This window comes from Thermomonas haemolytica (assembly GCF_004346265.1).
Taxonomy (GTDB): domain Bacteria; phylum Pseudomonadota; class Gammaproteobacteria; order Xanthomonadales; family Xanthomonadaceae; genus Thermomonas; species Thermomonas haemolytica.
In genome coordinates this window covers 212,804-237,790 of the sequence record NZ_SMAP01000004.1, presented here as the reverse complement: position 1 = coordinate 237,790, position 24,987 = coordinate 212,804, and the positions used below count along the sequence as shown (strand labels likewise).

The 24,987-nt window shown below is 70.0% G+C and carries 18 protein-coding genes; 8 read left to right on the top strand and 10 right to left on the bottom strand.

The annotated features are described in order from the left end of the window. Positions 1-9: 9 nt before the first annotated feature. The 5 genes from EDC34_RS07375 to EDC34_RS07355 all read left to right on the top strand — a co-directional run bounded on the left by EDC34_RS07375 (position 10) and on the right by EDC34_RS07355 (position 4,940). Positions 10-672, top strand: a complete 663-nt coding sequence (locus EDC34_RS07375) for an energy transducer TonB (RefSeq protein ID WP_114960954.1) — start codon at positions 10-12, stop codon at positions 670-672. A gap of 7 nt (positions 673-679) precedes the next feature. Continuing rightward, positions 680-2,128: an exodeoxyribonuclease I gene (gene sbcB, locus EDC34_RS07370; RefSeq protein ID WP_114960953.1), complete on the top strand. Its 1,449-nt coding sequence runs from the start codon at positions 680-682 to the stop codon at positions 2,126-2,128. Between the two features lie 138 nt (positions 2,129-2,266). Further along, positions 2,267-3,145: an alpha/beta hydrolase family protein gene (locus EDC34_RS07365; RefSeq protein WP_114960952.1), complete on the top strand. Its 879-nt coding sequence runs from the start codon at positions 2,267-2,269 to the stop codon at positions 3,143-3,145. A 19-nt stretch (positions 3,146-3,164) separates the two neighbouring features. After that, the gene (locus EDC34_RS07360; protein ID WP_240311130.1) at positions 3,165-4,334 is read left to right on the top strand and encodes a DUF4785 family protein; all 1,170 of its coding nucleotides are present in this window, start codon (positions 3,165-3,167) and stop codon (positions 4,332-4,334) included. Between the two features lie 87 nt (positions 4,335-4,421). Then, on the top strand, positions 4,422-4,940 hold the full coding sequence (locus tag EDC34_RS07355; RefSeq protein ID WP_114960950.1) for a DUF2939 domain-containing protein: 519 nt from the start codon (positions 4,422-4,424) through the stop codon (positions 4,938-4,940). Between the two features lie 9 nt (positions 4,941-4,949). Here EDC34_RS07355 and EDC34_RS07350 read toward each other — a convergent pair whose 3' ends face one another. From EDC34_RS07350 to EDC34_RS07330, 5 genes are all read right to left on the bottom strand, one after another. Then, positions 4,950-5,891, bottom strand: a complete 942-nt coding sequence (locus EDC34_RS07350; RefSeq protein ID WP_114960949.1) for a 5'-nucleotidase — start codon at positions 5,889-5,891, stop codon at positions 4,950-4,952. Between the two features lie 49 nt (positions 5,892-5,940). Beyond that, complete coding sequence (locus EDC34_RS07345; RefSeq protein ID WP_114960948.1) at positions 5,941-8,589, bottom strand: bifunctional diguanylate cyclase/phosphodiesterase; 2,649 nt, start codon at positions 8,587-8,589, stop codon at positions 5,941-5,943. A 24-nt stretch (positions 8,590-8,613) separates the two neighbouring features. After that, positions 8,614-9,384 carry an NAD kinase gene (locus tag EDC34_RS07340; RefSeq protein WP_114960947.1) on the bottom strand — a complete coding sequence of 257 codons (771 nt, stop codon included), beginning with the start codon at positions 9,382-9,384 and terminating at the stop codon, positions 8,614-8,616. Positions 9,385-9,504: 120 nt separating this feature from the next. Further along, on the bottom strand, positions 9,505-14,445 hold the full coding sequence (locus tag EDC34_RS07335) for an NAD-glutamate dehydrogenase (protein ID WP_114960946.1): 4,941 nt from the start codon (positions 14,443-14,445) through the stop codon (positions 9,505-9,507). Between the two features lie 58 nt (positions 14,446-14,503). Beyond that, entirely contained in the window at positions 14,504-15,652 is a 1,149-nt protein-coding gene (locus tag EDC34_RS07330) for an acyl-CoA dehydrogenase family protein (RefSeq protein ID WP_114960945.1), read from the bottom strand. A 270-nt stretch (positions 15,653-15,922) separates the two neighbouring features. Here EDC34_RS07330 and EDC34_RS07325 point away from each other — a divergent pair, with 270 nt between their 5' ends. The 3 genes from EDC34_RS07325 to metH are packed head-to-tail and all read left to right on the top strand — an operon-like array spanning position 15,923 to position 20,666. Next, on the top strand, positions 15,923-16,852 hold the full coding sequence (locus tag EDC34_RS07325; RefSeq protein ID WP_114960944.1) for an ArsR/SmtB family transcription factor: 930 nt from the start codon (positions 15,923-15,925) through the stop codon (positions 16,850-16,852). Positions 16,853-16,869: 17 nt separating this feature from the next. Next, a complete protein-coding gene (locus tag EDC34_RS07320; protein WP_114960943.1) occupies positions 16,870-17,982 on the top strand; it encodes a homocysteine S-methyltransferase family protein in 1,113 nt (370 codons plus the stop codon). Continuing rightward, a complete protein-coding gene (gene metH, locus EDC34_RS07315) occupies positions 17,979-20,666 on the top strand; it encodes a methionine synthase (RefSeq protein ID WP_114960942.1) in 2,688 nt (895 codons plus the stop codon). Before EDC34_RS07320 ends, metH begins: the two co-directional genes overlap by 4 nt. A gap of 10 nt (positions 20,667-20,676) precedes the next feature. Here metH and EDC34_RS07310 read toward each other — a convergent pair whose 3' ends face one another. From EDC34_RS07310 to EDC34_RS12310, 5 genes are all read right to left on the bottom strand, one after another. Then, positions 20,677-21,270, bottom strand: a complete 594-nt coding sequence (locus tag EDC34_RS07310; protein WP_114960941.1) for a DUF2058 domain-containing protein — start codon at positions 21,268-21,270, stop codon at positions 20,677-20,679. 94 nt (positions 21,271-21,364) lie between these two features. Then, a complete protein-coding gene (locus EDC34_RS07305) occupies positions 21,365-21,592 on the bottom strand; it encodes a SlyX family protein (protein WP_114960940.1) in 228 nt (75 codons plus the stop codon). Then, positions 21,589-22,944 carry a UDP-glucose dehydrogenase family protein gene (locus tag EDC34_RS07300; RefSeq protein ID WP_114960939.1) on the bottom strand — a complete coding sequence of 452 codons (1,356 nt, stop codon included), beginning with the start codon at positions 22,942-22,944 and terminating at the stop codon, positions 21,589-21,591. The genes EDC34_RS07305 and EDC34_RS07300 overlap by 4 nt, the downstream gene beginning before the upstream one ends. 86 nt (positions 22,945-23,030) lie before the next feature. After that, the gene (locus tag EDC34_RS07295; protein WP_114960938.1) at positions 23,031-23,810 is read right to left on the bottom strand and encodes an FKBP-type peptidyl-prolyl cis-trans isomerase N-terminal domain-containing protein; all 780 of its coding nucleotides are present in this window, start codon (positions 23,808-23,810) and stop codon (positions 23,031-23,033) included. Positions 23,811-23,899: 89 nt separating this feature from the next. Further along, positions 23,900-24,817, bottom strand: coding sequence for an FKBP-type peptidyl-prolyl cis-trans isomerase (locus tag EDC34_RS12310; RefSeq protein WP_114960937.1), 918 nt, complete (start codon positions 24,815-24,817; stop codon positions 23,900-23,902). Positions 24,818-24,987 lie beyond the last annotated feature (170 nt).

Here is a 24,987-nt window from a genome sequence, read left to right as displayed (position 1 = left end):
AATGCGGGCATGACCGAGCCTGCCCTGCCCCCGAAGCGCGCCTCGCTGCTGTCGCCCACCCTGCCCAAGCTGGTCGCCCTCGCATTCGCCGCCGGCCTGCTGCTGTTCCTGCTGGTCTGGCTGGGTTCGCGCCAGCCCAATGATTTCTACAAGGCCGGCGATACCCCGGCCAATGCCACCCCGCCGGAGGCGTTGCCCGCGCCGCTGCCCCCCGATCTGGCCGATGGCGATGGCAATGCCAGCGGCAACGTCAGCGGGCTGCGGGTCGATCCGAATGCGCAGGCCGCCCCCCCGCCACCGGCCCCGGCCCGGCCCGCGGCCCCGGTGGCGAACGCCGCCACCGGCAATCCCGCGACCGCACCCACTGCGCCCGCCGCGACGGGCGGCAACGGCGGCAGCCAGGCCCAGCCCACGCCGCTGTCCACCCCGGCCCCGCGCTACCCGCCGGAAGCCCTGCGCATGGGCATCGGCGGCACCGTCAAGGTGCGCGTGGTGGTGACGCCCGATGGCCGGGTGGACCGCCTGGAGCTCGCGGAAACCAGCGGCAATCGCTATCTGGACCGCGCCGCGCTGGAGACGGTGCGCCGCTGGACGTTCCGCCCCGCCATGCGCAACGGCCAGCCGGTGCAGGCCGAAGTGGTGGTGCCGATCCAGTTCGACCCGAACCGCTGAACCGGCGATGGCCGAGTCCTTCCTGTTCTACGACCTCGAGACCTTCGGTGCGGACCCGCGCCGCAGCCGCATCGCCCAGTTCGCCGCGATCCGCACCGACCTCGCGCTGAACCCGGTGGAGGAACCGATCAGCTTCTTCGTGCAGCCGGCGGATGACCTTTTGCCCTCGCCGGACGCCAGCCTGGTGACCGGGATCACCCCGCAGGCTGCGCTGCGCGATGGCGTCAACGAGGCCACCGCGTTCGCCCGCATCGTCGAGGAAATGGGCCGCCCCGGCACCTGCAGCGTGGGCTACAACTCGCTGCGCTTCGATGATGAATTCATCCGCTACGGGCTGTACCGCAACTTCCACGACCCCTACGAGCGCGAATACAAGAACGGCAACTCGCGCTGGGACCTGCTGGACGCGCTGCGCCTGATGCACGCCCTGCGCCCGGATGGGATCGCCTGGCGCACCCGCGAGGACGGCCAGGGCACCAGCTTCAAGCTCGAACACCTGGCCGAGGACAACGGCCTGCGCGAAGGCATGGCGCACGAGGCGTTGAGCGACGTGCGCGCGCTGATCGGGCTGGCGCGGCTGTTCCGCAGCCACCAGCCGCGGCTGTGGGACCACGCCCTGCGCCTGCGCGACAAGCACCATGCCGCCGCTCTGCTCGATCCGGTGGCGATGACCCCGCTGCTGCATGTCTCGCAGCGCTTCTCCGCCGCGCGCCTGTGCGCGGCGCCGGTGCTGCCGCTGGCGCGGCATCCGGAGTATGAGACGCGCACGATCGTGTTCGATCTCGCCAGCGACCCGGAGCCGCTGCTCGCGCTGGACGCCGAGGCCATCGCCGCGCGCCTGTACGTGCGCCAGGCCGACCTCGCCGAGGGCGAAGCGCGGATCGCGCTGAAGGAAGTGCACGCCAACAAGTGCCCGGCGCTGGTGGAGTGGCGGCACCTGCGCGCGCCGGACTTCGCGCGGCTCAAGATCGACCCGGCCGTGGTCGAACAGCGCGCCGCCCGCCTGCGCGCCGCCGGCCCCGCGCTGGCCGAGAAGATCCGCCGGGTGTACGCGCACGATCGCCCGCAGGGGGCCACCGACCCGGATGCGGCGCTGTACGACGGCTTCCTCGCTCCCGCCGACAAGCGCCTGCTGCCGCAGGTCCGCGCCACCAGTCCGGAGCAGTTGGGGCAGGTGCAGTTTGCGTTCCAGGATTCGCGCCTGCCGTCACTGCTGTTTCGCTATCGCGCGCGCAACTGGCCGCACACCCTGTCGGCTGCAGAGCGTCAGCAGTGGGATGCCTACCGCCGCGAGCGCCTGCTGGGCGATGGCGGCCTGTCCGAACTCACTCTGCCGGCCTACCGCGCCCGCGTGCAGGAACTGCAGCGGCAGCATGCGGGCGACCCGGCCAAGCAGACCCTCCTCGACGCGCTGGCGGCCTGGGGCGAGCACATCGCGCGCACGCTGGACGCCTGAGCCGCCGCCCATCCGCTGCTTGCCGCGCTGCGGCATGACTTCCCCGTACCAGCCCGTATGCTCCAGGCTGCCGACCGGTGGGGACCGGGCGGGCCTGCCGCAGGCCTTGCGGCCAATGTCGACATGGGGATTTAGGGGATGCTCACCTCCAGATTCATGCTGGCGGCGCTCGCGCTATGCGCCGCCTTGCTCGCCGTACACCCGGCACGCGCCGCGGATGTCACCGGCGTGGCCTTCGTCCACGGCACCGGCAAGCAAACCGATGCCTACAACGATTACTGGCAGCCGACGATGGTCAACAACGTCCGCGCCGGGCTGGCCAATCCCGCCAACTACGTGGTCATCAACTGCGACTTCGACCAGTACATGTGGGACAGCCGTGCCGCCGGCTGCCTGGCCGACCAGCTCACCCAGTTCATCAACGCCAAGGGCATCACCCGCCTGATCGTGATCACCCATTCCAACGGCGGCAACATCGTGCGCTGGATGCTCTCCAACCCCACCTGGGACAGCCGCTATCCGGCGATCATCAGCCGCATCGTGCGGGTCAACGCGCTCGCGCCCTCCTCCGCCGGCACCCCGCTGGCGGACGCGGTGATCAACGGCAACGTGTTCGAGACCTCGCTCGGCTGGCTGCTGGGCTACAAGTCGGACGCGGTGCGCCAGCAGCAGGTGAGCTGGATGGCCTACTACAACGCCAACTACCTGTACGGCACCGGCGGGCGTCCTTCGCTGCCCCGGCAGTTCCGCAGCGTGGTCGGCACCGACGTGGAAACCGCGGTCTGGGACCCGGACAGCTACTGCGGTGGCTACACCCTCAACCTGGGCCTCGAGATCACCCAGGCCTGGCTGGACAGCTGCTCCGACGGCTTCCTCAACTGCAGCAGCCAGTCCGCCGCCGGCGCGGTGTGGTTCTACGACAAGTCACGGATGGCCGGCAGCGAGCCGCTCAGCCACAACCAGAGTCGGCGCGCCTGCTTCGGCCTGGACACCATCCTCCGCAACGACATGAAGTGAGGCCACCCGCATGCGTCCCATGATCCTTCGCGCAGCGGCCATCGCCGCCCTGTCGCAACTCCTGATGGCGGCCGCGTTCGCGGCCCAGCCCCTGCTTCCGGCGGGCAGCGGCGACCGGGTGCCCGTGCGCCTGGCCACCCTGCCGGCCCCGGCCGGCACGTTCGAACGCCAGCCGGTGGCGTTCTCCTGGCCACTCGATCCGGCGCTGGCGCTGGCGGCCACCCCGCCGTACCAGGCCGAAAGCCGCGAATACTGGCTGACCGTGCAGGGCAATGAGCTGCAGCGCGGCGTGACGCTGCCGCTGTCGGCTGCCAATGCGCTGGTGCGGGTCAGCCCCGCGGCCGGCGCGACCGCCCTGCGCGCCGACGACATCCGGGTGACGATGCAGGGTCGTCCGGTCGCCATCGCCCGCAGCGCCGATGTACAGGCCCTGCGCCAGGCCGGGATGGACGCCAGCGCCGGCACCCAGGTGCTGCGCCTCGGCAGCGGCAGCGGCGCCGGCAAGGCGACCCTGCAAGCCGCACGCGCGCAGGGGCGGTATGTGATCCACGTGTTCGAACCCGACAGCCCGGTGGTACTGCACGCCCGTGCCGACCGCAGCCAGGCGCTGGCCGGCGAGCCGATGAAGGTGACGATCGCGGCCACCTCCGGCAACCGCGCCGGCGCCCTGCGTAGCCAGGCGCTGCTGGTGGCTCCCGATGGCCGCAGCCAGACGGTTCCCGTGCGCGCCAATCCGGACGGCAGCCAGTCCGCCGTGTTCACCCTGCCGGACCGCGTGGTCACCGCGCCTGGCCTGTGGGAGCTGCAGGTGTTCTCGGATGTGGGCGGGATTCCCCGCGATACGCGCACCGCCTTCGCCGTCGCCCAGCCCACCGCCCGTCTCGCCGGCAGCTACGCGCTGGACGCCAGCCGGCTGCGGGTCTCGCTGCCGGTGCAGGCGGCCTCGCCCGGCCGCTATGAAGCGCGCGGCACGCTGTACGCCAGCGCACCGGACGGCAGCCTGCGCCCGGTCTCCGAGGCGCATGCCGCGGCTTGGATGGACGCCGGCAACGGAACCCTCGTGCTGCAATTCCAGCGCGAGCACCTGCCGCCCGGCTACGGCGCACCATTCGAGCTGCGGGATCTGGAGCTCAACGACCAGAGCCGCCTGGGCAAGCTGGAAGCGCGCGAGCGCGCCGCCCGGTTCTGAGATCCGCGATACTCCGACAAACGACGGCCGGGCTTGCCCGGCCGTTGCCATTTGGGCAGGCTGTGGCGGGCTCCGGAGAGGCAGGACATGCGCACGAAACTGAAATGGACCCTGGTCCCGCTGGGCCTGCTGGCACTGCTGCTCCTGGCCTACGTGGCCGCCGGGCCGTGGCTGGCGATCAACGGCATCCGCCGGCTGGTGGCCGCGGGCCAGCAGGACGAGCTGTGGCGGTTCGTGGATTTCCAGCGTCTGCAGGAAAGCCTGCGCCCGCAGCTCGAAGAAAAGATCATGCGCGACATCCTGGCGCGCACCGCCTCCCGTTCGGGACCGCTGGCCATCGGCAAGGTCAGCAGTGCCTTTACCGAGCCCGCGGTGAAGGCGATGGCCTCGCCGCAGGGGCTGGCCACCCTGCTGCAGGGCAGCGCACTTGCGCGCACCACCGCGCCCGGCGCGCCCAATGACGGCCTAAAGCACGCGCAAACCCGGTTTCAATCGCCGTCGCTGTTCACCGCGACCGTCGCCAGCGCCGAAGGCAGGCCGGTGGTGTTCGAGTTCCGCCGCGACGGCCTGGGCTGGAAGCTGACCGGACTGCGCCTGCCGGATTGACCGGCAGGTTCAACCTTGCCTGGCCTCATTGGCCACGCCGTGGGGCACGTGGCCGGCAGCCACGTGGCGGCGCGCGGAATCGATATTGTGCGGGGAATCGTCGAAGAAGATGTCGGCCCCGAACGCCTCCAGGAACGGCCCCTTGTCGCGGCCGCCGAGGAACAGCGCCTCGTCCAGGCGCACGCCCCATTCGCGCAGGGTGCGGATCACCCGTTCGTGCGCGGGGGCCGAGCGCGCGGTGACCAGCGCGGTGCGGATCGGCGCGTCCTGGCCCGGCGGGAACGCCGCCTGCAGGTCGTGCAGGGCCGCCAGGAAGCCACGGAACGGGCCGCCGGAAAGCGGCTCGTGCGCACGCTCGCGCTCGTGGCGGCCGAACGCCTCCACCCCCTGCTCGCGCGAGACCCGCTCGCTCTCGTCGCCAAAAATCACCGCATCGCCATCGAATGCGATCCGCAATTGATGCGGATGCCGCGGTTCGCTGGCCCGTTCCGGCAGAATCGTGGCCGCCGCCACCCCGGCCTCCAGCGCGCGCCGCACCGATTCCGGATTGGCCGAGAGGAACAGCTGCGCGCCGAACGGCTTGATGTAGGGCCAGACCGGCGCGCCGGCGGTGAAGGTGGCACGGCGGATGTCCAGCCCATGGTGCTGAATCGAATTGAACACGCGCAGCCCGGTATCGGAGGAATTGCGCGAGAGCAGGATCACCTCCACCCGGCGCGCCCCCGCGTTCAGGCCCAGCAGCTTGCGCACCAGCGGGAAGGCGATGCCGGGCGGTAGCACCTCGTTCTCGCGCTGGCGCTGGTGCGCGGCGAACGCATCGATGCCCTCGCGCTCGAACACCGCATGGCTGTCCTCCATGTGGAACAGCGCGCGCGCGGTGATCGCCACCACCAGGGGCGGCGGAAGGCGGTCGTCGGACTCGGGCGGCGCGGGCGGGGCGTGGTCGGGCATCACGGCAAGTATGCGGGCAAGGACGGGATCAGGCGCTGAACCGGGCGGCTCACGCGCCGGCGCCGGCATCGCGCTGGAACAGCACGCGCTGCGGCCGGTGCAGGGCGAACCCCTGCGCGTAGTCCACCGACATGCCGGCCAGCAGGTCCAGCAGTTCCTGCGACGACACCCATTCGGCCACCACCTGCAGGCCCTGCTCGTGGCCGATCTCGGCCACCGCGCGTACGATCGAGCGCGACATGCGGTCGCTGGCCATGTTCTGCACGAAGATGCCGTCGATCTTCACCATGTCCAGCTCGAGGTCCTTGAGATAGCCGAACGAGGACATGCCGGCGCCGAAATCGTCCAGCGCCACCCGGCAGCCGAGCTGGCGCAGGCGGGCGATCAGCGCACTGGAGGCGGCGAAATCGCGCATCGCCACCGTCTCGGTGATCTCGAACACCAGCCGCCGCGGGTCGATCCGGTGCAGCTCCAGCAGCTGGGCGATGCGCTCGAACAGGCCCGGATCCTCCAGGCTCGCCGCGGACAGGTTGATCGCGCAGGTGGCCAGCGCTTTCCCGCTGGGATGCAGGCGGTCCAGGTGGGCCAGCGCGGTCTCCACCACCCAGCGGTCCACCAGCGGCATCAGCCCGTAGCGCTCGGCCGCCGGCAGGAAGGCGCCCGGCAGCACCTCGCCGCCGTCCTCGTCGCGCAGGCGCAGCAGCAGCTCGATGTGCACCCCGCCCTCGCCGCGCAGCGGATGCAGCTCCTGGTAGTCCAGCAGCAGGCGGCCGTCGTTGAGCGCCTCGCGGATGCGGTTGGCCCATTCCATCTCGCCCATCCGGCGCGCGATCGCGGCATCGTCCTCGGCATACAGGTGGATGCGGTTGCGGCCGGCTTCCTTGGCCAGGTAGCAGGCCGCGTCCGCATGCGCGAACAGCTCCTTCAGCGAGGCTGCGCTGCGCAGCATCACCACGCCGATGCTGGCGCTGATGGTGTAGTTGCGGCCTTCCCAGGTGAACACGAAGGTCTCGATCCCGGCGCGCATGCGCTCGGCCGCCTGCAGCGCCTCCTCGGTGGTGCGCACGCCGGACAGCAGCACCCCGAACTCGTCGCCGCCCAGCCGCGCCAGCATGTCGTGCGGGCGCAGGTTCTCCTTCATCAGCATGGCCAGCCGCACCAGCAGCTCGTCGCCGGCGCCATGGCCCGAGGTGTCGTTGATCAGCTTGAACTGGTCGAGGTCGATGAACAGCAGCGCGCCGACCTGGCGCCCGCTGCCGGACAGCAGCGCCTGCGCGCGCAGCTCGAACTCGCGGCGGTTGAACAGCCGGGTCAGCGGATCATGGCTGGCCTGGTAGCTGAGGCGCTCGGTCAACTGCCGCTGCTCGGTGGTGTCGCTGGCCACCAGCAGCCACATCGGCACGTCGTCGATCTCGACCGAAGTGATCCAGGTCGTGGCCCAGAACGGGCGGCCCTCGGCATCGCGCATCTGCACCTCCAGGGCCTGCGAGGTGCCTTCCTCCGCCGCCTGCAGGTGGTCCTGGCCGCCGATCTCCAGCAGGGTGCCGAAACCACCGCGGGCGCCGGCGTGGGGGTCGAGCTTCTGGCGCGCGACCGCGTTGCGGTACACGATGGTGCCGTCGTCCTTGCGCACCAGCAACACCAGGCAGGGCAGCAGCTCGTTGAGGGTGCGGAAGCGCTCCTCGCTCGCGCGGAAGCGCGCGCTCATCGCGGTGCCGAGCGCGATCGCCTGTTCGCGCGTGCTCACCAGCGACCATGCCAGCGCGGCCAGCAGGACGCTGATCGCGCTGCCGATCCAGACCACCACCCACCACCCGCCCTGCCCATCCAGGGCCGCACGCGGGGCGGCACTGAACCGCCATGTGCGCCCGCCGAAGTGGAACTCCACCACGTGCGGCAACCCACCCGATGACGCCGCGAACCGGCGCTCGTACAGCAGGCGCGGGGAGCCGTCGCCCACGTCCTCGACCTTCACGCTGGCCAGTTCGGACGGCGACTCGGGGATGACGGAATTGATCAGGTCGGCGATGCGGAACGAGGCGCCGAGCGAGCCCACCATGTCCTGCCGACGCGCTTCGAGGCTGGCCGGGATGGGGCCGGGGCGATAGACCGGAAGGCGCAGGATGACGCCGTCCAGCGGCCCCGCGCTGTCGCGGCTCTGGATCAACCGGAACGGCGGCGACATCGCCACCTGGTTGCTGTCGCGCGATCGCCGCAACGCCTCCATGTTCATCGGCTGGCGGGCGATGTCCAGTCCGCGCAGGGCCTCGTTGCCTTCCTGCGGCACGTACATGGTGGTGATGTAGTGCTCGCGCCCGTCGATGAGACGGCGCTCGGCATAGGCCAGCGCCTGCAGGCTGATACGAATGTCGCCGCTGGCCTGCATGTTCTCGTAGGCGCGCATGTACTCGTCCGGGGTCACCTCGTCGGACGACAGGAAGATCGACTGGAACGCCCGGATCAGATGCTCGCACTGGCGCAGCTGTTCGTAGAGGCTGTTGGAGTAATGCACGGCCTGCTTGACGAACTCCCGGCGCGCCTCGCGCTCGCCACGGACGCGCTCCAGGTCGGCCAGCCACAGGGTGCCGCCCAGGCCCAGCAACAGCACCAGCAGCCCCCAGGCCCAGGCGGGGACGCGCCGGCGCACCGCCTGTCCTTGCAACGGCTCGCTTCCGCTGGGCGTGGCTTCGAAGGGCATGCAGGCTCCGCTCGGAGGACAGGGCTAGACGGTGAACTGCTCGATCAGGATGCGCTCTTCCAGGTTGTGCTCGGGGTCGAACAGCAGGGTGACGTGGCGGTCGCGGGATTCGCGCACCAGCACCTCGGTGACGTCGCGCACCTCGTGCGAATCGGCGGTGGCGCTGACCGGCCGCTTGAGCGGATCGCGCACCGTGAAGCGCACCTCGGTGCCCGCCTTGAGCACCGCGCCGCGCCAGCGCCGCGGCCGGAACGGGGCGATCGGGGTCAACGCCATCACGTTGGCCCCGAGCGGCAGGATCGGGCCGTGCGCGGAGAAGTTGTAGGCGGTGCTGCCGGCCGGGGTGGCCAGCATCACTCCGTCGCAGATCAGCTCGTCCAGGCGCACTTCGCCATTGAGCGCGATGCGGATGTGCGCAGCCTGGCGGGTCTGGCGCAGCAGCGAGACTTCGTTGTAGGCCAGCGACTCGACGCTGGCCCCGGATTCGGTCTGGGCGCGCATCTCCAGCGGGTGCAGCACCGCCGGCTCTGCCGCCGCGATCCGCGCCAGCAGGTCATCGCCGGGGCGGTACTGGTTCATCAGGAAGCCCACCGTGCCCAGCTTCATTCCGTACACCGGCCGTCCCAGCGCGCCGTGGCGATGCAGGGTCTGCAGCATGAAGCCATCGCCGCCGAGGGCCACGATCACGTCGGCCTCCGCCGGCGGATGCGCGCCAAACTCGCGTTCCAGCTGGGCAAGCGCGGCCTGCGCCTCGATGGCGGGGCTGGCAAGCAGGGCGAGGCGCGGGGCGGTCATGCCGCGAGGATAGCAAGAGGCCGTGACCGGTGGCGCACAGCGGAAACCCGCCTCAGGCCCGCAAACGCGAAGGGCGCCCCGTTCGGGACGCCCTTCGCTGGCCACGGCCGCAGCGCTGATTCAGCCGCGCTGGGCCAGCTGCGCCACCCGCTGCACCGCCACCGAGGCGGTGGGGTAGTCCACGCTCTTCTGCGCCGCCAGCTCGGCCAGCATCGCCAGGGTGAAGCGCAGCGAGGCATCGTCGCGCCCCAGCCACGCCTGCACCTTGGCATCCGCGTCCTTGCCGGGCATCGCCAGCACCTGGCCGGTGAGCGTGCGCAGCTGCGCGAACAGCTCGTCGCGCAGCACGCCGCGCGCGACCGCATGCCAGCGCCCCTCCACCTTCAGCGCCTCGATCTGCTCGCGCAGCCACGGCGCATGCAGAGCATCGGCCAGGCGGAAATAGACCTTGGCAACCTCCACCGGACGCAGCTTGCGCTCGCGCGCCAGCTCGATCACGTCCGGGCTGGCCTCGAGGTAGGGCAACGCCGCCAGCTGGTCGGCCAGCTTCGCCGGCAGGCCCTTGGCCCGCCACTCCTGGCGGCTGGCTTCGTAGCGCGGGCGCTGCGACGGCGGCAGGATGCCCTCGCCCGCGCGGATGTCGCGGAAGCCGTCGTGGTAGCGCTCCACCGCGGTGGCGATCGCCGGCACCGCGCCCGGGCGCGACAGCAGCCAGCGGGTGAAGCTACGCTGCAGCTCCCAGATCACCTGCAGGGCATCGATCTGCACCGGTTCGGCCACCTTGCCATCGAGCGCGTCGATCTGCGCCCACAGATCGCGCGCATCCAGGGTCTCGCGGGTGATGGTATAGGCGCGCGCGATCTCGCCGATGCTGCGCCCGCTGTCCTCCTGCATGCGCATCAGGAAGGTCGAGCCCATCCGGTTGATGGTGGAGTTGGTGACCGCCGTCGCAATGATCTCGCGCTTCAGGCGGTGGTTCTCCATTGCCTTGGCGTACTTCTTCTGCAGCGGCTCGGGGAAGTAGCGCACCAGCTCCTTCGACAGGTACGGATCTTCCGGAACGTCCGATTCCAGCAGCTGCGGGTAGGCCACCAGCTTGGCGTAGGACAGCAGGATGCAAAGCTCGGGCCGGGTCAGGCCCTGGCCGCGCAGCTTGCGCTCGGCGATCTCGGCGTCGCTGGGCAGGAACTCGATCTGGCGGTCCAGCAGGCCCTGCGCCTCGAGGGTGCGGATGAAGTGCATCTTCGAGCCGAGGCGCGAGGCGCTCATCCGCTCCATCAGGGTCAGCGCCTGGTTCTGCCGGTAGTTGTCGTTCAGCACCAGCTGCGCCACTTCGTCGGTCATCGCCGCCAGCAGCTTGTTGCGCGCGGCCAGGGTCAGCCGCTTCTTCTGCACCTCGCCGTTGAGCAGGATCTTGATGTTCACCTCGTGGTCGGAGGTGTCCACGCCGGCCGAGTTGTCGATGAAGTCGGTATTCAGCAGCACCCCCGCCTGCGCGGCCTCGATGCGGCCGAGCTGGGTCATGCCGAGGTTGCCGCCCTCGCCCACCACCTTGCAGCGCAGGTCGGCGCCGTTGACGCGCAGCGCGTTGTTGGCACGGTCGCCGACGTCGGCGTTGTTCTCGCCGCTGGCCTTGACGTAGGTGCCGATGCCGCCGTTCCACAGCAGGTCCACCGGCGCACGCAGGGCCGCGCTGATGAGCTCGGTCGGGGTCATCGACTTCACCGCCGGGTCCAGCCCCAGCGCCTCGCGCACCTGCGGGGTGATCTCGATCGCCTTGGCCGAGCGCGGATGGACGCCGCCGCCCTTGCTGATCAGCTTGGCGTCGTAATCCGCCCAGCTGGAGCGCGGCAGCTTGAACAGGCGCTCGCGCTCCTTGAAGGAAACCGCCGGGTCGGGGTTCGGGTCGAGGAAGATGTGGCGGTGGTCGAAGGCGCACACCAGCTTGATGTGCCGGGACAGCAGCATGCCGTTGCCGAACACGTCGCCGGACATGTCGCCGATCCCGACCACGGTGAAGTCCTCGCTCTGGCAATCGCGGCCGAGCGCGCGGAAATGGCGCTTCACCGACTCCCACGCGCCGCGCGCGGTGATGCCCATGCCCTTGTGGTCGTAGCCGACCGAGCCGCCGGAAGCGAACGCGTCGTCCAGCCAGAAGCCGTGCGCCTGGGCGATGCCGTTGGCGATGTCGGAGAAGGTCGCGGTGCCCTTGTCGGCCGCCACCACCAGGTAAGGATCGTCGCCGTCGTGGCGCACCACCCCGGCCGGGGCCAGCACCTTGCCGTCGGCGGACAGGTTGTCGGTGATGTCCAGCAGGCCGTTGATGAAGCGCTTGTAGCAGGCCACGCCCTCGTTGAACCAGGCGTCGCGGTCCTGCGCCGGGTCCGGTGCCTGCTTGCAGAAAAAGCCGCCCTTGCTGCCGACCGGAACGATCACGGTGTTCTTCACCATCTGCGCCTTGACCAGGCCCAGCACCTCGGTGCGGAAGTCCTCGCGGCGGTCGGACCAGCGGAGGCCGCCGCGCGCCACCGGCCCGAAGCGCAGGTGGATGCCTTCCACCCGCGGGCCGCACACCCAGATCTCGCGGTACGGGCGCGGCTTGGGCAGGTCGGGCACGCGCGAGGAATCCAGCTTGAAGCTGACGTAGTCCGCCGGGCCGCCATCCTTGCGCAGGCCGTGCGGATACTGGATGTAGAAACTGGTGCGCAGGGTGGCGTCGATCACGCCCATGAAGCTGCGCACGATGCGGTCCTCGTCGAGGCTGGACACCCGGTCCAGCAGCCCCAGCAGGGCGCCACGCGCGGCTTCCTCCTGGCGCGCGCGGTCGCTGCCGCGGGCCTCCACCAGCGGCTGCAGCGCGGCCACGGTGGCCTCGTCGCCGAGCGCGAGCGCGCGCAGCTGCGCCTGCAGGCGGGCCATGCCCTGCTCGATCTCGGCGCGGCTCTCCTTGCCGGTGCCGGGGTGGAAGCGGGCCTCGAACAGCTCCACCAGCAGCCGCGCCAGCAGCGGATAGCGCGCCAGGGTGGCTTCCATGTAGTTCTGCGAGAACGGCACCCCGATCTGCAGCAGGTACTTGCAGTACGCGCGCAGCACCGAGACCTGGCGCCAGTCCAACTTGGCCAGCAGCACCAGGCGGTTGAAGCCGTCGTTCTCGGAATTGCCGCGCAGGACCTGCTCGAACGCGGTCTCGAACGCCTCGCGCACGGCCTCCACGTCCAGCGCCTCGAAGCCGACCTGGTCCTGCTGGCTGATCACCTCGAAGTCCTGGATGAACACGGACTCGTGGCCCACCTCGACCTCGAACAGGCGCTCGGACAGCACCTTCAGGCCCATGTTCTCCAGCACCGGCATCACGTCCGACAGCACCAGCGGGGTGGCATAGCGGAACACCTTGAAACGCAGGCGCTCGTGCTGCGGAGCCGGGGTGCGGTAGAGTTTCAGGCACATGTCGCCGGGCTGGTGCAGGCCGGCGATCTGGCGCACGTCGTCGGCCGCCACCTGCGGGCTGACCTCCTCGATGTAGCCGGCCGGCAGCGCGCCGCCGTAGCGGGCCGCGAGCTTGAGACCGGCCTCCTCGCCCTCCTTTGCCACCAGCTGCTCGCGCAGCTCGTCGCGCCAGTCGCGCACGATGTCGGCCAGGCCGGCCTCCAGCGCGGCCATGTCCACCTGCACCGCGTCCTCGCCGGCGCGCTGGCGCACCATGATGTGCAGCTGCGCCAGCGGCGAATCGCCGATCTGCACGTTGGTATCCACCCGCTCGCCGCCCAGGGCTTCCATCAGCATCGACTCGATCCGCTGGCGCACCTGGGTGCTCATGCGGTCGCGCGGCACGTAGGCCAGGGCGGAGTAGTAGCGGCCGTAGCGGTCGCGGCGCAGGAACAGCTTGCTGCGCACGCGTTCCTGCAGGCCGAGGATGCCCATGCAGGTGCGGAGCAGCTCTTCTTCTCCCGACTGGAACAGTTCGTCGCGCGGCAGGGTCTCCAGGATGTGGCGCAGGGCCTTGCCGCTGTGGCTGTTAGGGTCCAGCCCCGATTTCTCCATCACATAGGCGTAGCGCTCGCGCACCAGCGGGATATCCCACGGGCGGCGGGTGTAAGCGCTGGAGGTGTACAGGCCGAGGAAGCGCTGCTCGGCCACCGCGCGGCCCTTGGCGTCGAACTCCAGCACGCCGATGTAGTCCATGTAGCCGGGGCGGTGGATGGTGGAACGCGCGTTGGTCTTGGTCAGGATCAGCGCATCCACCGCACCGGACTGCGGCATGTAGTGCGCCGCCAGCGACTTCAGCGGCCGCGGCTTGCTGTCGTCCTCGCCGCGCAGCAGGCCCAGCCCGCTGCCCGGCACCGCCGCCAGCACCTCGTCCTTGCCGCGCTTCTCGATCCGATATTCGCGGTAGCCGAAGAAGGTGAAATGGTCGTCGGCCGCCCAGCGCAGAAACTCCTGCGCCTCGTGGCGGCCGGCTTCGTTCACGGGCAGGCGGCGGGTGGAGAGATCGTCCGCGATCCCCTGCATCTTCGAACGCATCTGCTGCCAGTCGGAGACGATCGCGCGCACGTCGCCCAGGACCTGCGTGATGCGGGCCTTCAGCGGCGCGATCGCCGCGTGCGGCTGGCGGTCGATCTCCAGGTGCATCAGCGATTCCGGCTCGCCCTCGCCGACCGCCAGCAGCTTGCCGGCCTTGTCGCGCTGCATGCGGATCACCGGGTGCCCCAGCACGTGTACGCCGATGCCGGCCTCGGCCAGCGCCATCGTCACCGAATCGACCAGAAACGGCATGTCGTCGTTGACGATCTGCAACACGGTATGGGCCGAATCGGCAGGATTGAACAGACGCACATTGGCCTTGCCGCGCTTGCGGCTGCGCGCGAACTCCAGCATGTCGGCGGCCAGCTCGGCCCAGCCGGCGGCGCTGCGGCTGGCGAATTCCTCGGCGTCCATACGCCGGTAGAACGCGGCGGCGAAGGCTTGCGCCTCGGCGCGGCCGGCCTTGCCCACGCGCTTGGCCAGGGCATCGAGGATGGGGGTGAGATCGGCGCTTTCGGAAGGTGCGACGGAGGTTTTCATCGAATGGGAACCTTACAAGGGAAACGGCCGCGCAAGGCGCGGCCGTCGGGAGGCGTGCTCAGCGCAGCCCGGTTTCGTTGCGGGCGATCACCAGCCGCTGGATCTCGCTGGTGCCTTCGTAGATCTCGGTGATCTTGGCATCGCGGAAATAGCGCTCGATCGGCATTTCCTTGGAATAGCCCATGCCGCCATGGATCTGCAGCGCCTGGTGGGTGATCCACATCGCCGCCTCCGATGCCGTCAGCTTGGCCACCGAGGCCTCGGTGGTGAAGCGCTGGCCCTGCCCCTTCAGCCACGCCGCGCGCAGCGTCAGCAGCATGGCCGCGTCCAGCTTGCACTTCATGTCGGCGATCTTGGCCTGGGTCATCTGGAAGGCGCCGATCGGCTGGCCGAAGGCCTTGCGATCCTTGACGTAGGCCAGGGTGGCCTCGTACGCGGCGCGGGCGATGCCGATGGCCTGGCTGGCGATGCCGATGCGGCCGGCGTCCAGCACGCCCATCGCGATCTTGAAGCCCTGCCCTTCCTCGCCCAGCACCTCGTCGGCTTCCACCACGTAGTCGGTGAACTCGATCTCGCAGGTGGCGGAGGCGCGGATGCCCAGCTTCGGCTCGGTCTTGCCGCGGTGGAAGCCGGCGCGTTCGGTGTCGATCATGAACGCGGTGATGCCGCGCGCGCCCTTCTCGGGCTCGGTCATCGCGAACAGCACGATGTACTTGGCGACCGGGCCGGAGGTGATCCAGCTCTTCTTGCCGTTGACCACGAAGCGGCCGTCGGCCTGCTTCACCGCGCGGCAGCGCATCGCGGTGGCATCCGAACCCGATTGCGGCTCGGTCAGCGCGAACGCGCCGATCTCGCGTCCTTCGGCGATCGCGCGCACGTACTTCTGCTTCTGCGCCTCGGTGCCGAAGGTGAGGATGCCGTTGCAGAACAGCGAGTTGTTGACGGAAACAATCGTGCTGTGGGCGGCGTCGGCCGCGGCGATCTCGATCATCGCCAGCACGTAGCTGATCGGATCCATCCCGGCGCCGCCGTATTCGACCGGCACCTCGATGCCCATCAGGCCGTTCTCGCCCAGGGCGCGAATGTTCTCCAGCGGGAATTCGCCGCTGCGGTCGTGGTGCTCGGCGCTGGGCGCGATCTTCTCGCGCGCGATCCGCCTCGCCACGTCCTGGATCATCAATTGTTCTTCGCTGAAGCCGAAATCCACGAGCGCCTCTCTATGCGTGTCTCCGAAGATGCGGCATTGTAGCCCCGCGCCGCGGCGAACCCCAGCCATGCGGCGGCGTCCGGCGCTTCGCAGGCGACCCCGTGCGAAACGCCGATGCAGGCGCCGCGCGCCGCGCATTCCGATCGCGCGCCGGGCGATCCGCCGCCCCTCGCCGCCGTCATCGCCGCGCGCCGCCGCCACGACGGCCCGGCTTGACCTGCAGGCGGCATCGCGGAATAATTATCTTTAAATCGCGATGGAAAGATATTTATGGATCTGGAAGGCTGGTCCGCGCACCTGAAGGTGTTCGCCGATGCCACCCGCGTGCGCCTGCTGGCGCTGCTGGAAGGCGAGGAGCTGACCGTCGCGGAGCTGTCCGCGATCACCCAGCTGGCGCAGCCGCGGGTATCCACCCACCTGGCCAAGCTCAAGGAGGCCGGCCTGGTGCGCGACCGCCGCGCCGGGGTCTCGGCCTATTACCGCTTCGACGATGCCGCGATCGAACCGGCCCAGCGCATGCTGTGGCAGTCCATCCGCACCGGCAGCGACGACCCCCTGCTGCGCCAGGACGCCGAGCGCGTGCCCGCGGTGCTGGCGATGCGCGCGGCCGACCAGAACTGGGCCGACAGCGTGGCCGGCGACATGGAACGCCATTACTCGCCGGGTCGCACCTGGGAGGCGCTGGCCCGCACCGCGCTGCCGCTGCTGTGGCCGGGCGACGTGCTGGACATCGCTTCCGGTGACGGCGTGCTGGCGGAACTGCTGTCCCCGCACGCCAACCGCTACGTGTGCGTGGATTCCAGCCCGCGCGTGGTCGCGGCGGCCAGCGAGCGCCTGCGCCGCTTCAGCAACGTCGAGGTGCGCGAGGGCGACATGCACGCGCTGCCATTTCCGGACGCCAGCTTCGACCTGGTGGTGCTGATGCATGCCCTGACCTATGCAACCAAGCCCGCGCAGGCGGTGGCGGAGGCCGCGCGCGTGCTGCGCCCGGGCGGGCGCCTGCTGCTGTCCAGCCTGGCCCGCCACGAGCACCGCAGCGTGGTGGAGGCCTACGGCCACGTGAACCTGGGCTTCACCCAGAAGGAACTGCGCAAGTTCGCGGAAAAGGCCGGGCTGGCCATCGCCAATTGCGAGACCGTCACCCGCGAGCGCCGCCCTCCCCATTTCGAAGTGATCGCGCTCACCGGCATCAAGCCGTGAGCGGAGGACGCCCCAGCATGCCCCTGCCCTGGCTCAACCCCGTCCGTGCCGCCGCGCTGCAGGACGCGCTCGCACGCCGCATCCTCGTGATCGACGGCGCGATGGGCACCATGATCCAGCGCCACGACCTGACCGAGGCCGACTACCGCGGCGAGCGCTTCGCCGCCGGCTTCGATGCCCTGTATGCGCCCGCCGGCCACGCCCATGGCCCCGGCTGCGGCTGCGAAGGGCACGACCAGCGCGGCAACAACGACCTGCTGTCGCTGACCCGCCCGGACATCATCCGCGGCATCCACCGTGCCTACCTCAAGGCCGGCGCCGACCTGGTCGAGACCAACACCTTCAACTCCACCCGCGTCTCGCTGGCCGACTACCGCCTGCAGCACCTGGTGCGCGAACTCAACCGCGAGGGCGCGCGCTTGGCCCGCGCCGAATGCGACGCCATCGAAGCGCAGGACCCGTCGAGGCCGCGCTTCGTGATCGGCGTGCTGGGCCCCACCAGCCGCACCGCCTCGCTCTCGCCGGACGTTAACCGCCCCGGCTTCCGCGCCATCACCTTCGACGAACTCGCCGAGGCCTACCGCGAGGCCGCACGCGGCCTGGTCGAAGGCGGCGCCGACATCCTGATGGTCGAAACCGTGTTCGACACCCTCAACGCCAAGGCCGCGCTGTTCGCGATCGATGACGTGTTCGCGGAGGTCGGCGCGCGGCTGCCGGTGATGGTGTCCGGCACCATCACCGATGCCTCCGGGCGCACCCTGTCCGGGCAGACCGCCGAGGCGTTCTGGTATTCGCTGCGGCATGCGCGCCCGCTGGCGATCGGCCTGAACTGCGCGCTCGGCGCGCGCGACCTGCGCCAGCACATCGACGTGCTGGCACGGGTGGCCGATACCCACGTCAGCACCCATCCCAATGCCGGGCTGCCGAATGCGTTCGGCGGCTACGACGAGACCCCGGAGGACATGGCCGCGGTGCTGCGCGGCTTTGCCGAATCCGGCCTGCTGAACCTGGTCGGCGGCTGCTGTGGCACCACGCCCGACCACATCCGCGCGATCGCCGCCGCGGTCCGCGACTTGCCGCCGCGCGCGGTGCCGGTGCTGGATGCCGTGCCCGCGGAGGCCGCGGCATGAGCACCCTGCCCCGCCACACCCGGCTGGCCGGGCTGGAGCCGCTGGTCATCACGGCCGAGTCCAACTTCATCAACGTCGGTGAGCGCACCAACGTCACCGGCAGCGCGCAGTTCAAGAAGCTCATCCTCGAGGGCCGTTACGACGAGGCGGTCGCGGTGGCGCGCCAGCAGGTGGAAAGCGGCGCGCAGGTCATCGACGTCAACATGGACGAAGGCCTGCTGGATTCGAAGCGGGCGATGGTGGAGTTCCTCAACCTGATCGCCGCCGAGCCGGACATCGCCCGGGTGCCGGTGATGGTGGATTCCTCCAAGTGGGAGGTGATCGAAGCCGGCCTGAAGTGCCTGCAGGGCAAGGGCATCGTCAACTCGATCTCGCTCAAGGAAGGCGAGACGGAATTCCTGCGCCAGGCCCGCCTGGTGCGGCGCTACGGCGCGGCGGTGGTGGTGATGGCCTTCGACGAGGAAGGCCAAGCCGACAGCGCGGCGCGCAAGGTCGGGATCTGCGCGCGCGCCTACCACCTGCTGACCACGGACGTGGGCTTCCCGCCCGAGGACATCATCTTCGACCCCAACGTGTTCGCGATCGCCACCGGCATCGAGGAGCACGACAACTACGCGGTGGACTTCATCGAGGCCACCCGCGAGCTGCGCCGCCGCTTCCCGCATTGCCACGTCTCCGGCGGCGTGTCCAACGTCTCGTTCTCGTTCCGCGGCAACGAGCCGGTGCGGCAGGCGATCCACGTGGTGTTCCTGTACCACGCCATCCGCGCCGGCATGGACATGGGCATCGTCAACGCCGGTGCGCTGCCGCTGTACGACGACCTCGACCCGCTGCTGCGCGAGCGGGTGGAGGACGTGGTGCTGAACCGCCGCCCGGACGCCACCGAGCGCCTGCTGGAGATCGCCGACAACTACCGGAAGAAAAAAGGCGAAAAGAAGGCCGAGGACCTGGCGTGGCGCCAGCAGCCGGTCGCCGCGCGCCTGTCACACGCGCTGGTGCACGGAATCGACCAGTACGTCGAGGCCGACACCGAGGAGGCCCGCCAGGCCGCGGCGCGCCCGCTGGACGTGATCGAAGGCCCGCTGATGGCCGGCATGAACGTGGTCGGCGACCTGTTCGGCGCCGGCAAGATGTTCCTGCCGCAAGTGGTGAAATCGGCGCGGGTGATGAAGAAAGCGGTCGCCCACCTGCTGCCCTACATCGAGGCCGAGAAGCTGCGCAGCGGCGATACCGGCCGCAGCAACGGCCGCATCGTGCTGGCGACGGTCAAGGGCGACGTGCACGACATCGGCAAGAACATCGTCGGCGTGGTGCTGGCCTGCAACAACTTCGAGGTGATCGACCTCGGGGTGATGGTGCCGGCGCAGAAGATCCTGGACACCGCGCGCGAGGCCGGCGCGGACATGATCGGGCTGTCCGGGCTGATCACCCCCTCGCTGGAAGAGATGAGCCACGTGGCAAAGGAGATGCAGCGGCAGGGCTTCTCCATCCCGCTGCTGATCGGTGGCGCCACCACCTCGCGCGCGCACACCGCGCTGAAGATCGATCCGCACTACGAGGCGCCGACAATCTGGGTGAAGGACGCCTCGCGCGCGGTGAACGTGGCGCAGTCGCTGATGTCACCCGAGCTGCGCGGCGACTTCGTGCAGGCCGCGGCCAACGACTACGCCGACGTGCGCCAGCGCCACCGCCAGCGCGGCGACGGCAAGCGGCTGGTATCGCTGGAGCAGGCGCGTGCGCAGGCGTTCCGGCCCGACTGGGCCAGCTACGCCCCGCCCGCCCCGCGCCAGCCCGGCGTGCACGTGCTGGACGACTACCCGCTGGCGGAGCTGGTCGAGTGGATCGACTGGTCGCCCTTCTTCAATGCCTGGGAACTGGCCGGCAGCTTCCCCGCCATCCTCACCGACCCGGTGGTGGGCGCGCAGGCCAGCGAGCTGTACCGCGATGCACGCGCCATGCTCGACCGCATCGTCGCCGGCAAATGGCTGACCGCGAAGGGCGTGTTCGGCCTATGGCCGGCCAACAGCGTGGGCGACGACGTGGTACTGCAGGCCGATGGCGGCGAGCGCTGGCTGCGCTTCCTGCGCCAGCAGGCCGACAAGCCCGCCGACCGGCCCGACCTCTGCCTGGCCGACTTCATCGCCCCGCGCGACAGCGGCCGCCAGGACTGGATCGGCGGCTTCGCCGTCACCGCCGGCATCGGGATCGAGCCGCACGTGGCGCGCTTCGAGGCGGCCCACGACGACTACAGCGCGATCCTGCTCAAGGCGCTGGCGGACCGGCTGGCCGAAGCCTTCGCCGAACGCCTGCACCAGCGCGTGCGCACCGAGTTCTGGGGCTACGCGCCCGACGAGGCGCTGGACAACGCCGCCCTGATCGCCGAGCGCTACCGCGGCATCCGCCCGGCCCCCGGCTACCCGGCCTGCCCGGAGCACAGCGAGAAGCAGGTGCTGTTCGACCTGCTGGGCGCGCCCGCACGTGCCGGCATCACCCTGACCGAGCACTTCGCCATGAGTCCGGCGGCCAGCGTGTCCGGCTATTACTTCAGCCACCCCGACAGCCGCTACTTCGTGGTCGGCCGGGTGTCGAAGGAACAGGTCGCGGACTACGCCCGCCGCAAAGGCGTGCCGCTGGCGCAGGCGGAGCGCTGGCTGTCGTCCAACCTGGACTACGATCCGGACTGAGGCGCGCCCCTCACCACACCAGATCGTCCGGCACCTGGTATTTCGGATCGGAGTACGGGTCGTCGGCGGCGGGCGCATTCGGATCCACCTTCAATGCCACCGCCGGGGCGAAGATGGCCTCGGCCTCGGCCAGCACCGCGGCATCCACCAGCAGGTAGCGGCCGTTGAGCTGGACCACGCCGAGCTGGCCGGCATTGAGCGCCTTGAGCTGCTCGGCGGTGACGTGCACACGCTTGATCTTGCCGCCGTACTCGAAGTGGCGCACGTACTCGGCATCCGCAGCGTTCAGTGCCTTGCCTTGCAGGAATGCCTCCAGCTTCGCCTTGGCCTCTCGGCGCTGGCGCGCCTCCTCCTGCTTCAGGCGCTCGGCCTCGATGCGCTCCTCCTTTTCCTTCTGCGCGCGGATCGCGTAGGCCTTGGCGAGGTCGATGTCCTCGCGCGTGCGCGGCGCGTGCGGGCGCGACGGACGCGCGGGCTTGCCGCCCTGCCCCGGCTGCGGCTTGCGCGCGTCCTGGCGGCGCGGCTCCTGCTTCGGGCGCGCGGCGGGCTTCGGGGCGTCCTTGAAGCCCAGGCCCAGCAACTGGTCGCGGAGGGAATTGCTCATGGTGGTACTCGCTTGGTTCTGCTCGCTTGGTTCTGCTCGCTTGGTTCTGCCCGGCCGGGGCCGCCCGCCTGCGGATGGCGGACGCCCGGCACCGTCAGTAATGCGGGGGCGGGGGTTCGCTGGCGGCATCGCCCACCGCCGGGCTGTTGGCCAGCGCGCTGCGCAGCTGGCGCAATTCTTCCAGCGCGCGATGCAGGCGCAGCGCATTGGCGGATTCCTCGGCGCGCGCGGCCGCCAGCGCGTCGCTGAGCTCCTGCAGCGCATGCTCCTGGAACGCCAGCCGGGTCTCCAGGTCCACCAGGCGCCGTTCGAGCTCGCTCATGCCAGCGCCTCCCGCCGCAGCGAGCGCCCGCGACCGATGCCGTAATAGGCCAGCCCGGCGGCCTCGACCTCGTCGGGCGCGTACAGGTTGCGCCCATCGAACACCACCGCATCGGCCAGCGCCGCCTTCAGCCGCGCGAAATCCGGGCTGCGGAACTGCTTCCACTCGGTCACCACCACCAGCGCATCCGCGCCCTCCAGCGCCGCCTGCGCGCTGTCGCACAGCCGCAGGTCATCGCGCGCCCCGAAGATCCGCCTTGCCTCGTCCATCGCCTCCGGATCGAACGCCTGCACCCGCGCACCGGCGTCCCACAGCTGCGCGAGCAAAGTACGGCTCGACGCCTCGCGCATGTCGTCGGTGTTGGGTTTGAACGCCAGCCCCCACACCGCGACGGTCTTGCCGCGCAGCTGCGCGCTGCCGCCGTAGTGACGCGCCATCAGCGCGAACAGATGCTGCTTCTGCGCGGCATTCACCGCCTCCACCGCGTCCAGTAGGCGCGGCTCCACCCCGTGCTGCTGCGCGGTGCGCGCCAGCGCCTGCACGTCTTTGGGGAAGCACGAGCCGCCGTAGCCGGCGCCGGGATAGATGAAATGCCAGCCGATGCGCGGATCGGAGCCGATGCCCTTGCGCACCATCTCCACGTCCGCGCCCACCTGCTCGGCGATGTTGGCGATTTCGTTCATGAAGCTGATCTTGGTCGCCAGCATCGCGTTGGCGGCGTACTTGGTCAGCTCGGCGGAGCGCACGTCCATCGCCACGATCCGCTCGTGGTTGCGGTTGAACGGCGCGTACAGCCGGCGCAACGTCTCCAGCGCCGCCGGGCTGTCGGTGCCGATCACGATGCGGTCCGGGCGCATGCAGTCCTCCACCGCCGCGCCCTCCTTCAGGAACTCGGGGTTGGACACCACGTCGAAATGGAGATCCACGCCGCGCGCGGCCAGTTCTTCTGCGATCGCCGCGCGCACGCGGTCGGCGGTGCCCACCGGCACGGTGGACTTGTCCACCACGATGGCCGGCCGCTGCAGATGCCGGCCGATGGTACGCGCCACCGCCAGCACGTATTGCAGGTCGGCGCTGCCATCCTCGTCCGGTGGGGTCCCCACCGCGATGAACAGCACGTCGCCATGGGCGATCCCCTCCGCCGCATCGGTGGTGAAACGCAGCCGCCCGGCGGCGTGGTTGGCCTTGACCATCGGCGTCAGGCCCGGCTCGTAGATCGGCACCTCGCCGCGGTTCAGGCCCGCGACCTTGGCCGCGTCGATGTCCACGCACACCACCTCGTGGCCCACCTCGGCCAGGCAGGTGCCCGTGACCAGGCCCACGTAGCCGGTCCCAAAAATACAGATGCGCATTTCCCTTGCCTCCGGAAAGAAAAAGCCCGGGCGCGCTCGCAGCGCGCCGGGCCTCGAACGACAGCGCGGAGTTTACCGCGCCGGCCTTACTGCGCGTCGCGCGGCGGCTTCACGATCTCCAGCAGTTCGACCTCGAACTCCAGCACCTGGTTGGGGCCGATCATCGGCGGCGCCTGCTCGCCGTAGGCCAGCTTGGCCGGGATCCAGAACTTGTACTTGGAGCCAACCGGCATCAGCTGCAGGCCCTCGGCCCAGCCCGGGATCACGCCCTGCAGCGGCAGCACCGCCGGCTCGCCGCGCTTGTAGGAGCTGTCGAACTCGGTGCCGTCCAGCAGGGTGCCCTTGTAGTTCACCTTCACGCCGTCGCTGGCGGCCGGCTTCGGGCCCTTGCCCTGGGTGATGACCTGGTACTGCAGGCCGGAGGCGGTGGTGACCACGCCCGGCTTCTTGGCGTTCTCGGCCAGGAACTTCTCGCCCTTCTCCAGATTGGCCTTGGCTTCTTCCATCATCTTGGCGATCTGCTTGGCCTGCATGCGCTGGCCGAAGCCCTGCATGATCTGCTGCGCCTGGGCCTCGGTGATCAGCGCCTTGCCGCCGGTCATCTGGGTGCGCAGCGCCTTCACCACGGTGTCGGTATTGACCTCGTCCTTGATCTCGGACAGCTGCTTGCCCATCGCCATGCCGATGGCATAGCTCACCTGCTCTTTCTCGGTGGGAAGGCCGGGGTAGCCGGTCTTCTCGTCGGCCGCCTTACCGGCCTGGGCAGCGGCGTCGGAGACTTCCACCGGCTTCTTTTGGGTATTGCAGGCGGACACGGCCAGCACGGTGGCCAGGGCGAGCAGGGCGGGACGGACGATCGGCTTCATCTGCGGGAAACTCCGGGGAAATGGCGAAAGAGTGGGCCGGCATGGGCACCGGCAGGAACACGATTACGGATAGAACGCTGCGGTTGGACTCATTCGACGCCCAACAGTTCCACGTCGAACACCAGGGTGGCATTGGGCGGGATGTCGCGGCCGGCGCCCTTTTCACCATAGCCGAGCGCAGCCGGGATCCAGAACCGGTACTTGGCGCCGACCGGCATCATCGCCACGCCCTCGCTCCAGCCCTTGATGACCTGGTCGAGGCCGAATTCGGCGGGCTCGCCGCGGTCGTAGGAACTGTCGAACTTGGTGCCGTCCAGCAGGGTGCCGACGTAATCCACTTTGACCCGCTGGCCCGGCTTCGGGCGCACGCCGTTGCCCTGGCGCAGGATCTGGTACTGCAGGCCGCTGGGGGTGACGAACACGCCTTTCACTTGACGATTCTTGGCCAGGAACGCCTGCTCCTTCTCGAGCGCGGACTCGCCCGCGCGCTTGCGCTCCTCGGCGCGCTTCTCCTCCAGCCGCGCCGAGAACCGGCTGCGCACCTGGGCGAGCTGCGCCGCGTCCAGCAGCGGCTTGGCGGCCGGGTCGGCGCCGTCCTTCACCCCGCGCAGGAACATCGGCATGTCGAACTCGCCGCGCGCGTCCTGCATCGTCAGGCCGACGGTGGTGCCCAGCAGCAGGCCCACCTTGGCGCGGTCCAGGGCCTCCGCCGGCTTGCCGGCCTTGCGCGCGGCGATATTCGCCATCAGGCCCTGCCAGGTGACGCGCGCCTCGTCCGGTGCCAGCGGCGGCTTGCCGCCGGCCATCGCATTCTCCACCCCGCGCTGGAACGCGGCCATATCCACGTCCGGCAGACCCGGGCCAACGCTGCGGCTGGCGTCCAGGCCCAGCATGTAACCGATCTGCTCACGCTCGCTGGAAGGCGTTGCTTCCTGTGCCTGCAGCGTACCCACCACCAGGGCCAGGGCCAGCAATACGGCCCAGGGCCGCCGCAATGAAAACCGCATCGTGTCGCTCTCCGGAAGCGCCCGCCGCGGGCGCGCAGGCCGGCCGGGCAACGCGCCATTGTCGTTCCCCGGCCCGGCAGCGGCAATCCTTCGCGCGTGCCGGCCCTTCCCCCACCCCTGTCTTTGGTTGGGTCGAACGGTGCTTGACAGTCGAAATCCTAGTGTTATAG